At 69.2% G+C, this 9686-nt stretch carries 10 protein-coding genes; 4 read left to right on the plus strand and 6 right to left on the minus strand.

Annotation, left to right across the window (positions count from 1 at the left end):
* Nucleotides 1-54: 54 nt before the first annotated feature.
* A complete protein-coding gene (prfA, locus tag ACY5J6_RS11580) occupies nt 55-1119 on the plus strand; it encodes a peptide chain release factor 1 (protein WP_462845286.1) in 1065 nt (354 codons plus the stop codon).
* A complete protein-coding gene (locus tag ACY5J6_RS11585; RefSeq protein WP_462845287.1) occupies nt 1119-1586 on the plus strand; it encodes an NUDIX hydrolase in 468 nt (155 codons plus the stop codon). The genes prfA and ACY5J6_RS11585 overlap by 1 nt, the downstream gene beginning before the upstream one ends.
* On the opposite strand, the gene ACY5J6_RS11590 is transcribed toward ACY5J6_RS11585, so the two are convergent.
* Nucleotides 1583-2248, minus strand: a complete 666-nt coding sequence (locus ACY5J6_RS11590; RefSeq protein ID WP_462845288.1) for a hypothetical protein — start codon at nt 2246-2248, stop codon at nt 1583-1585. The two genes, ACY5J6_RS11585 and ACY5J6_RS11590, sit on opposite strands and share 4 nt — an antisense overlap.
* A 43-nt stretch (nt 2249-2291) precedes the next feature.
* Nucleotides 2292-5276, minus strand: a complete 2985-nt coding sequence (locus ACY5J6_RS11595) for a glucodextranase DOMON-like domain-containing protein (protein WP_462845289.1) — start codon at nt 5274-5276, stop codon at nt 2292-2294.
* Nucleotides 5277-5308: 32 nt separating this feature from the next.
* On the opposite strand from ACY5J6_RS11595, the gene ACY5J6_RS11600 reads away from it, so the two are divergent.
* Nucleotides 5309-6358 (plus strand): NADH:flavin oxidoreductase/NADH oxidase, encoded by a 1050-nt coding sequence (locus ACY5J6_RS11600; protein ID WP_462845290.1) that lies wholly within the window; start codon nt 5309-5311, stop codon nt 6356-6358.
* A 65-nt stretch (nt 6359-6423) separates the two neighbouring features.
* Here ACY5J6_RS11600 and ACY5J6_RS11605 read toward each other — a convergent pair whose 3' ends face one another.
* Genes ACY5J6_RS11605 through ACY5J6_RS11615 form a run of 3 tightly spaced genes read right to left on the minus strand, consistent with a single transcriptional unit; the run spans nt 6424 to nt 7663 of the window.
* Entirely contained in the window at nt 6424-6723 is a 300-nt protein-coding gene (locus ACY5J6_RS11605; protein ID WP_462845291.1) for a winged helix-turn-helix domain-containing protein, read from the minus strand.
* Nucleotides 6699-7250, minus strand: coding sequence for a hypothetical protein (locus tag ACY5J6_RS11610; RefSeq protein WP_462845292.1), 552 nt, complete (start codon nt 7248-7250; stop codon nt 6699-6701). The genes ACY5J6_RS11605 and ACY5J6_RS11610 overlap by 25 nt, the downstream gene beginning before the upstream one ends.
* Nucleotides 7247-7663, minus strand: coding sequence for a hypothetical protein (locus tag ACY5J6_RS11615; RefSeq protein ID WP_462845293.1), 417 nt, complete (start codon nt 7661-7663; stop codon nt 7247-7249). Before ACY5J6_RS11615 ends, ACY5J6_RS11610 begins: the two co-directional genes overlap by 4 nt.
* Before the next feature lie 90 nt (nt 7664-7753).
* Between ACY5J6_RS11615 and ACY5J6_RS11620 the strand changes: the two genes are divergently transcribed.
* Entirely contained in the window at nt 7754-8713 is a 960-nt protein-coding gene (locus tag ACY5J6_RS11620; RefSeq protein ID WP_462845294.1) for a quinone oxidoreductase family protein, read from the plus strand.
* Here ACY5J6_RS11620 and ACY5J6_RS11625 read toward each other — a convergent pair.
* Entirely contained in the window at nt 8702-9610 is a 909-nt protein-coding gene (locus ACY5J6_RS11625; protein WP_462845295.1) for a carbohydrate kinase family protein, read from the minus strand. The genes ACY5J6_RS11620 and ACY5J6_RS11625 overlap by 12 nt on opposite strands.
* Nucleotides 9611-9686: the final 76 nt, after the last annotated feature.

The following is a 9686-nucleotide window of genomic DNA, read 5'->3' on the forward strand; positions in this document are numbered from 1 at the left end:
GATGTCCGAACCTAAAGGTGGAGCTCAGCCGGATGGAGTATCCTGGAATCAGGTATGCTGGATAAGCTTAAGCGCCTAGAAGACGAGTACCGGGAGCTGGAGGCCCAGCTTGCGGACCCCGGGGTCCTCAAGGACCCCAAGCGCTACCAGGCCCTCTCCCGGCGCTACGCCGAGATGGGGGAAATCCTCGGCCTCATCCGCGAGTACCGCCGGGTGCTGGAGAACCTGGAGCAGGCGGAAAGCCTTCTGGAAGACCCGGAGCTGCGCGAGGTGGCCAAGGCGGAGAAGGCGGAGCTGGAGGAACGGAAAGGGATCCTGGAAAAGGAGTTGGAGCGCCACCTCCTGCCCAAGGACCCCATGGACGAGCGGGACGCCATCGTGGAGATCCGGGCAGGGACGGGGGGGGAGGAGGCGGCCCTCTTCGCCCGGGACCTTCTGGAGATGTACCTGCGCTTCGCCGAGGAGATGGGCTTTGAGACCGAGATCCTGGACTCCAACCCCACGGACCTAGGCGGCTTTTCCAAGGTGGTCTTTGAGGTGCGGGGGCCTGGCGCCTACGGCACCTTCAAGTACGAAAGCGGGGTCCACCGGGTGCAGCGGGTTCCGGCCACCGAGACTCAGGGGCGCATCCACACCTCCACGGCCACGGTGGCCGTACTGCCCAAGGCCGAGGAGTCCGACTTCCAGCTCAACATGGACGAGGTGCGCATAGACGTCATGCGGGCCTCGGGGCCTGGGGGCCAGGGGGTAAACACCACCGACTCGGCGGTGCGGGTGGTCCACCTGCCCACGGGGATCATGGTCACCTGCCAGGACTCCCGTAGCCAGATCAAAAACCGGGAGAAGGCCCTCATGATCCTCCGTAGCCGCCTTTTGGAGATGAAGCGGGCGGAGGAGGCGGAAAAGCTCCGCCGGACCCGCCTCGCCCAGATCGGCACCGGGGAGCGCTCGGAGAAGATCCGCACCTACAACTTCCCCCAGTCCCGGGTCACGGACCACCGCATCGGGTTCACCACCCACGACCTCGAGGGCGTCCTCTCAGGGCGCCTCCAGCCCCTTCTGGAAGCCCTCAAGCGGACGGATCAGGAGCGCCAGCTGGAGGCCATGACGGAAGCGTGATGCGCCGGGAGATTCTGGTGGTGGCGGCCATCCTCCTGGACCGCCAGGGGCGGGTGCTCTTGGTGGGCAACGACTGGAGCCGAAGGGGCCAGGTGCGCTACACCCTCCCCGGGGGCACCGTGGAGCCCGGGGAAACCGTGCTGGAGGCCCTGGTGCGGGAGGTGGGGGAGGAGACGGGCCTCCGGATCAAGGCCATCGAGCACCTGGCCTACGTCATCCAGGTGGAGGACCGCCGCAAAAACGAGCGCACCTTGGCCATGGCCTTCCGGGCGAGCTACGAAGGGCTTTTGAACCCCAAAGACCCCGACGGCCACATCGTGGAGGCCCGCTTTTTCACCTTAGAGGAGGCCGCCCAAAGGCTGGCCAACCACCGCCCTCTTCAAGAACCCCTGTTGGACTACCTGAAAGGGGAGCGGGGGCGCTTCTACGCCTACCCGGGGTGGGGCCCCCCGGGGGTGCGGGTCTAGGGGCCGAGCTTGCGCCTGAGGTAGGCCATGAGCTCCTCCAGGGTCCTGCGGAGGGCCCTTTTCTCCTCGGCCAGGGCCTCGAGGGGGTCTTTGGCGGGCTCCAAGCCCGAAAAGGTCTTGAAAAGCAGGGTGGCGTTGCCGCACCTGGGGCAGACCACCTCCGCGGGCCGGACCGAGGGCGCGTAAAAGACCCGGGTGCCGCACCGGGGGCAGAGGAGGTACTTGGCCCCCAGGGCCTCCCCCCTGCGCACCACCTCTTCCAGCTCCATGGCCTCCTCCCGGGGGAAGCCCAGGAAGTAGTCCTCCCCCACCTTGAGGGGGCCCAGGCTCGCCTCGGTGCTCCTCAAGTCCCCTCGCTTCCCCTCCGGCACCTCCCAGGTGAACCCGTTCCAGCGGAAGTGGCGGAGGTGCTTGCGCCCCTCCAGGTCCTCAATCTCCAGGATGAGCTGCAGGTGGGGGTCCTTGGGGTAGTAGTAGAGGCGCACCGCCTGGACCCCGGAGAGGGCCTTGGTGCGGGGGAAGGTGTAGGTCAGGGGGCCTTCCCCCTTGGCGGGGTAGCCCACCAGCCGCTCCACGTCGTAGACGGTGAGGCCCGGACGGCTCACGTCCCCGAAGAGGAGGCGCTCCACGTACTGGAAGGCGGCCTCGAGGCCCGGATCCATGGTAAAAGTCTACTCCGGAGTCCGCCTCCGGGGTAGATCGGCGCTAAGGCCAGGTGACGCAGTAGGGCCTGAGCACCGCATACTTCCCGTCCCCGTACCGGGAAAGCATGGCCTCCTGCACCCCCTTCTCCGGCCAGAGGTAGTCCACCACGAGGGGTGCGTCCTCGTTCTGGGCCCCGCCCAGGTTCCAAGGCCCCGCCTCCTTGCCCACGGGCCGGAAGTGGTCGGGGCCGTAGCCGTCCTGGCTGCCCACGAGGACGTAGAAGCAGACCCGTTGCCCCGAGGCGGGGTGGAAGTGCTTCTTGCCCAGCTGGAGGATCACCTGCTTGTCCGCGGGGTTGCTCCCCACCGTGATCCCGTCGGCGGTGTCCGTGCCGTCGGGAAACCCCACCCGCTGCCCGTACTGGGGCCAGCCCGCCGCCTTGAGGAAGAGGTCCCAGGGGTGCTCGGGGTCAAAGGCCACCTTGGCCCCCTTGGCGAAGGGGTCGGTGCGCCCCCCCTCCTTGAAGTCCAGGTAGAGGTTGAGGAGCTGGTGGCTGAAGCCCGCCGGGGCCCCCCAGGGGTTGGTCATCTCCTTGAAGGTGAAGACGAAGGTCCAGGTGGCCCCGCCGTCCAGGACCCGCATCTCCAGGAGGTCAAAGAGGCCTTGGAAGGGGGCGAAGGCCTGGTCCTTGGGGTAGGTGTAGGTCCCGGGGCCGTGCTCGTCTCCCTGGGGATCCTTAAGGACCAGGACCTCTCTTCCGGCCAGGCGCTGGGGCAGGGCGAGGGAGAGGGGATTGGCGTTAGGGGCGGTGTCCACCACCCGCCCCTCCCGCTCCAGGACCACGGCCAGGCGCAGGGTGTCCCCGGCCTCCGCCTTGAGGGTGGTGTAGGGAAGGCGCATCTCCACCACCTCGCCCACGTGGGCCCGCCGCCCCTGGAGATCCGCAGGAGAGCTGGCCAGCCTCCAGGCCCCGTCCCGGTAGGCGTAGCGCACCGGCACCGCCTCCCCATCCCGCACCTGGTCCAGGTCCAGGGTGATCCTTTGTTGCAGGGGGAAGCCCAGGGAAACCCGGCCCCCCTCCGGGAAGGCCGCCCCGCCCTCCTCCCCGGGCGTGGTGGCGTAGACGTGCAGGCGGAAGCCCCGGCCCAAAAGGTCCGCCGCCCTCATCCCCTCCCGCAGGTCCACCCGCAGGTAGACGTTTTGCTCGTCAAACCCTAGGTAAACCCCTCGGAGGAGGTCGTCTTGGGTCTGCATGGCGGCGCCCTCGAGGTCGGGGAGGTAGGCGGCGCCCCTCCACTCCTCCGGGGGGTCCACCCGGCCGTCCAGCTGGGGCCTTATCCGGCCCGGGGCGCCCTGGGGGGCCACGGGGGGCCGCACGGCGATGAAGAGCTCCTCGGGGGGTTTCTTCCCCAGGGCCTCGTAGACCGCCCGGAGGAGGGCGCGGAAGCCCTCGTCAAAGGGCGGGTTGTTGGGGAAGGCGGTGTCCTGGCCGTACCACCAGAACCAGTCGGAGGCCTGGGCGGCGTAGATGAGGCTCATGGCCCGCTCCGCTACCTTGGGGTCCCCGCCCGCCTCCTTGTAGGCCAGCACCGCCTGCCGGGCGCGGCTCAAGCGGTCCCAGGCCTCGTTCTCCTCAGGTTCTCCGGCCCACATGGCGAAGTCCCCGGCCCAGCCCCCGGTGGCGAGGCGCGGAAGGGCCACCGAGGGAAGGTCCAGGACCTCGGAGAAGCGCACGGTTTTGAGGGTACCCTTCCTCTGCTCCTCGGAAAGGCGCCGGTAAAGGAGGCGGCGGAAAGCGTTGCCGTTTTCCGGGTAGTTCTCCCAGGCGTTTTCCCCGTCCAGGGCGATGGTGAGGACGGCCTCGGGGTTCTCGCGGATCACCTGGCGGCGGATCTCCAAAAGGGTGGCCACGAAGTCCTCCACCGCCTGCTCGGGGGGCATTTGGCTGTAGCTAAAGCCGATCCGGTCCGAGAGGTCCCGGTGCCGGAAGAAGAGGACCAGGCGCTTGCCGTCCTTCTCCACGTGGTAGGGCCGGGTGAGGGTGAGGGGGTTCACGGGGAAGCCGCTTTTTCCAAGAACGGCCTCGTCCGTCACCAGGAAGCGGACGCCTTCCTCGGCGTAGAGCTCCGCGGCCTTCTGGCCCACCGCCCCCTCGGGGGGCCACATGCCCAAGGGCGCCTTCCCGAAGAGGGCGTGGAAGTACGCCTTCCCGGCCCGCACCTGCCAGCGGGCGTCCTCCGGCCAGGCGATGGGCTCCTTGGGGAGGGCCAGGGTGGGGTTGGACTCCCGGACGGCCTCCTTGTCCAGGAGGATGGGGAGGATGGGGTGGTAGTAGGGGGTGGTGAGGAGGTCAATCCGGCCCTCCTCCCAGAGCTTCCGGTGCAGGGGGAGGATGGTGGCCATGAGCTCCAGGTGCTTCTTCAGGACGTAGTCCAGGTCTTCCTGGGTGAAACCCCGGTCCTTTGCCCGAAGGGCCTTCAGGCCGGGGTCGCGGTCAATGTAGTCCCGGTTGATCCAAAGGAGGTTCCAAAGCACCCGGAGGTCGGTGAGGTCCTGGTCGGTGAAGGCCTCCCCCCGGTTCTTTTTGGCGAGGAGCTCCTGGTAGCGGGGGCTTTCCGCCACGAAGCGGGGGTTGATGTCAAAAAAGCGCTCCACCACGAAGGCCCGCTCCTCCGGGGTGAGGGCGCTCGCGGGCTTCTCTGAGACCCGCCAGTAGGCGTCCTTGGCCTTGCCGGAAAGGTAGTCCTGGATCTGCTTGAGGAGGGTGGAGGTGTAGTCAAAGTTGACCTTGACCTGGGGAAACTCCAGGAGGACCTCGGCCATCCAGGGGTAGTCGTTCACCCCGTGCATGCGCACCCAGGGCCCCTCGTACTGGCCCGTGAGGGGGTTCTCGTAGGGGGGCTGGTGCTGGTGCCAGAGGATGGCCACCTTGAGGGGCTGGGCCAGGCCTGTAGCCAGAAGGAAGACCGCCGCCCAAAAGCGTTTCTTCACGGCATCACCCCCATAGGGCTCCTCTTGGAAAGGCTTCCAGAGGCATGCCCTCATTCTACACGGGCTCCCCCGGGGATAATGGTCCCATGGCGCTCCTCTTTACCCCCCTTGGGCTCCGGGACGTGCGGCTGAAAAACCGCCTGGCCATGTCCCCCATGTGCCAGTACTCGGCCACGGAAGGGGGAGGGGTCACGGACTGGCACCTCCTCCACTACCCCACCCGGGCCCTAGGTGGGGTGGGGCTCGTGATGGTGGAAGCCACGGCGGTCCTTCCCGAAGGGCGCATCAGCCCCTTTGACCTGGGCATCTGGTCCGAGGACCACCTCCCGGGGCTTGCCGAGCTCGCCCGGCGCATCCGGGAGGCGGGGGCGGTGCCGGGGATCCAGCTCGCCCACGCCGGGCGCAAGGCGGGGACGGCGAGGCCCTGGGAAGGAGGGAGGCCCCTGGGCTGGAAGGTGGTGGGGCCAAGCCCCCTCCCCTTCGCCGAGGGCTACCCCGTGCCCGAGCCCCTCACGGAGGAGGGGATGGCCCGGGTCCTCGAGGCCTTCGTGGAGGGGGCCAAGAGGGCCATCCGGGCAGGCTTCCAGGTCCTTGAGCTCCACATGGCCCACGGCTATCTCCTCTCCTCCTTCCTCTCGCCCCTTGCCAACCGGCGGACGGACGCCTACGGGGGAAGCCGGGAGAACCGCATGCGCTTCCCCCTGGAGGTGGCGAGGGCGGTGCGGGAGGTGATACCCCCTGAGCTTCCCCTCTTCGTGCGGGTCTCGGCCACGGACTGGGCGGAAGGGGGGTGGGGCCTCGAGGACACCCTGGCCTTCGCCGAAAGGCTCAAGGCCCTGGGGGTGGACCTCCTGGACCTCTCCTCGGGGGGGGTGGTGCCGGGGGTGAGGGTTCCCGCGGCCCCGGGCTTCCAGGTGCCCTTCGCCGACGCCGTGCGGAAGCGGGTGGGGTTGCGGACGGGGGCCGTGGGGCTCCTCACCACCCCCGAGCAGGCGGAGGCCGTCCTCCAGGCGGGAAGCGCCGACCTCGTCCTTTTGGGCCGCGCGCTCCTCAGGGACCCCTACTTCCCCTTGCGGGCGGCCCAGGCCCTGGGGGCGGAGGCCCCGGTTCCGCCCCAGTACCAGAGGGCCTTTTGAGGACCTCTCCTGGGCCCCCTTGCCCGGGGGCGAGGAAGGGAATCCGGAACAAGGGGGCCTTTGGCCTACCCCTCGCCTCGCAAAAGCTCCAGGAGGGCCCTGCGATGCGCCTCGTAGGCCGCCCGGCCCTGGGGGGTGAGCCGGACCCAGGTCCTGGGCCTTCTGCCTTGGTACCCCTTTTCCACCCGCACGTACCCGGCCTCCTCCAGCTTGGCCAGATGGCTGGAGAGGTTGCCCTCCGTGAGGCCCAGGGTGTCCTTGAGCCAGGAGAACTCCACCTGGGCCCCCTCCCCCAGGGCATGGAGAAGGGCCATGAGCCGGAGGCGGGTCTCCTGGTGGATCACCGGGTCCAGCGCCAAAGGCACACCCCCCCGTAGACCAGGGCGAGAAGGCCCGTGGCGGCCATACCCAGGTGGAAGAGGCCGGGGAAGAGGCGGAAGAGAAGGAGGTCCAGGGCGAAGAGGCCGAGCCCTGCCCAGACCATCCCCGGGAGGCGCCAAAGGATCCCCATGTAGGCGTAGGCGAAGGCCACCAGGCTCACCAGAAAGCTCTCCCCCGCCAGGGTCCAGGGGGGAAGGAGGGGGATCCAGTGGAGAAGGGCAAAGAGGGTGAGAAGCCCCCATAGGGCGAAGGTCTGGAACCCCATGAGGCTTTGCACCCGGCCGCCCTGCCGCACCCCCAGGTAAAAGGAGAGGGCCGCCCCCAGGGGGCCCGCCACGGTCCAGAACCTCTCCCCTGCCTCCGGGGACCAGGCGAGGAGGAGGCTTCCCACTCCCCAAAGCCCTCCCCAGAGGACGAGATACCACCCCCCGAGGAGGGCGAGCTTAAGCCGCGCTTCCTCTTCCGCCCGCGTGGCCGCCTCCAGCAGGGCCTTGGCTTCCTCCGGCTTCACGGCCTACCTCCCCCGAAGGCCAGGCGCACGTACCACCCGCCCCCGGAAGACCCCAGGGGCAGGGCGTACCCGGCGCCCACCCCAAAAAGCCAGCCCCCTTCCTCCCGGAAGAACCAGAAGCCCCGCACCCCGAGGTCCAGGAGGAAGCCTCCGCTTTCCCCGCCCAGGCCCAGGGCGGGGAGGAGGAAGACCCCGGGGCCCACCGGAAGCCAGGCCCCCGCGAGGAAGACCCCCCCGTACCCGTTCGGGCCGCCCCAGGACTCCCCGCCCAGGGCCACCCCTTGGAAGGTCCCGAAGCCGCCCCCACCCCCCTGCCAGGTCCCCTGGAAGCCCAGGAAGCCGTACCCCAAGGAGCCCCCTAGGGCCGGGGCGAGGAGGAGCCAGATCCAGACCAACGTCCGCTTGGCGTTCATACTCACCTCCGCCAATAACTTTGTAGTGCAAACTTATTGGCATGTCAAGAGGTGGCCTCGAGGCCGCCCGTCTGGGTGTAGACTCTCCCCATGCGGGCCATACGGGTGCACGAGGTGGGCGGACTGGAGGTCTTGAGGCTTGAGGAGCTTCCTACCCCGGAGCCTGGGCCCGGGGAGGTCCTGGTGAGGCTTTCCGCCATCGGGGTCAACTACATCGACACCTACAAGCGGAGGGGCCTCTACCCCGTGCCCACCCCCTTCACCCTGGGGGAGGAGGGGGCCGGGGTGGTGGAGAAGGTGGGGGAGGGCGTGGTGGGGGTGAAGGCGGGAGACCGGGTGGCCTTCGCCAACGTGCAAGGCTCTTACGCCGAGTACCAGGTGGTCCCGGCGGAGCGGCTCGTCCCCGTCCCCGAGGGGCTGGACCTGAGGCTCGCCGCCGCGGCCCTCCTCCAGGGGATGACGGTCCACTACCTCCTCAAGAGCACCTACCCCGTGGCCCCCGGGGACCAGGTCCTGGTGCACGCCGGGGCCGGGGGGGTGGGGCAGCTCCTCATCCAGTGGGCCAAGCGCCTGGGGGCCACGGTCTACGCCACCGCCAGCACCCCTGAGAAGCGCCGGCTCTGCCTCCAGGCGGGGGCCGACTACGCCCTGCCCTACGAGGGCTTCGCCGAGGCGGTGAGGGCCCTCTCGGGGGGCGGGGTGGACGTGGTCTACGACGGGGTGGGGAAGGACACCTTCCTGGGAAGCCTCGAGGCCCTCCGTCCCCGGGGGATGCTGGTCCTCTTCGGCCAGTCCTCGGGGCCGGTGCCGCCCCAGGACCCCCAGATCCTCAACCGCAAGGGAAGCCTCTTCCTCACCCGCCCCACCCTCCACCACTACACGGCAAGCCGCAAGGAGCTCCTCTGGCGGGCCGGGGAGGTCTTCCGGGGGGTGTTGGAGGGGTGGCTCAAGGTGCGCGTTGGCGCCGAGTTCCCCCTGGAGAAGGCCGGGGAGGCCCACGAGGCCCTGGAGGGGCGCAAGACCACGGGTAAGGTCCTCCTAATCCCCTAGGAAGCGCCCCTTCCAGGCCCCAAGCCCCTCCTCGGGAAGCCCCGCTCCCCGCACGGTGCAGGCCAGGGCGGAGAGGGCCACGGCCCCCTTTAGGGCCTCCTCGAGGTCCTCTCGGGAAAGGGCCTCCAGGTGGGCCTTGCCGTAGCCCCGCCGGAGGAGAAAGGCGAGGAAGGCGGCGGTGAAGGTGTCCCCGGCCCCCACGGTGTCCACCACCGAAACCCTCTCCCCAGGCACCCGCACCTCCTCTTCCCCGAGGAAGGCCATCGCCCCCTCGGGGCCCAGGGTGAGGACCTTTAGGGGGATGGGAAGGCGCCTTACCCCCTCCAGGGGGCCTTCGGGAAAGAGGAGGCGGGCGTCCTCTAGGGAGAGCTTCAGGAGATGGACCTGGGCCAGGTAGTCCGCAACCAGGCTTCGCTCCCCTTCCGTGGGGGGATGGCGGAGGTTGGGATCGTAAGAGACCAGGGCCCCTTCCCGGAGGGCCTCCTGCAGGAGGCCCTTTATCCCCTTTGCCGCGCGGGCCTCGAGGGCGAAGAGGGAGCCGAAGTGGAAGGCCTCGGCCCCCCTCAAGGCCCCGGGCTCGGGGCGGAAGGCCTCCTGGAAGGGGCGGTGGAAGCTGTAGCGGGCGTTTCCTTCCGGGCCCAGGCGCACCAGGGCCAGGGGCATGGGGCCAGGGTGGCGGAAAAGCCTGGCCTCGAGGCCCCGCCTGGCCATCTCCGCCTCGCTCCAGGCGGAAAGCCAGTCCGTCCCCACCTCCGAGAGGAAGCGCACGGGAAACCCGAGCCGGGCGAGGGCGCTCGCCGTGTTCAGGACCGACCCCCCTAACGCCCCCGCGAAGCGCAAGGGGCTTTCCCCTTCCAGCACCAGGTCCACCAAGGTCTCCCCGGCCAGGACCAGCATGATGCCCCACTTTACATTCCCCCCGGGACCTGGTGGTATAATCCCCCTGAAAGCTAAGCGAAGTCCCTATCCCGTC

The organism is Thermus sp. H19.2, from assembly GCF_054979525.1.

Coding starts and splice junctions, on each gene's coding strand:
- ACY5J6_RS11585 (WP_462845287.1), top strand. CDS start 1,119: ATGCGCCGGGAGATTCTGGTGGTGGCGGCCATCCTCCTGGACCGCCAG.
- ACY5J6_RS11600 (WP_462845290.1), top strand. CDS start 5,309: ATGGCGCTCCTCTTTACCCCCCTTGGGCTCCGGGACGTGCGGCTGAAA.
- ACY5J6_RS11620 (WP_462845294.1), top strand. CDS start 7,754: ATGCGGGCCATACGGGTGCACGAGGTGGGCGGACTGGAGGTCTTGAGG.
- prfA (WP_462845286.1), top strand. CDS start 55: ATGCTGGATAAGCTTAAGCGCCTAGAAGACGAGTACCGGGAGCTGGAG.
- ACY5J6_RS11615 (WP_462845293.1), bottom strand. CDS start 7,663: ATGAACGCCAAGCGGACGTTGGTCTGGATCTGGCTCCTCCTCGCCCCG.
- ACY5J6_RS11590 (WP_462845288.1), bottom strand. CDS start 2,248: ATGGATCCGGGCCTCGAGGCCGCCTTCCAGTACGTGGAGCGCCTCCTC.
- ACY5J6_RS11625 (WP_462845295.1), bottom strand. CDS start 9,610: ATGCTGGTCCTGGCCGGGGAGACCTTGGTGGACCTGGTGCTGGAAGGG.
- ACY5J6_RS11595 (WP_462845289.1), bottom strand. CDS start 5,276: ATGAGGGCATGCCTCTGGAAGCCTTTCCAAGAGGAGCCCTATGGGGGT.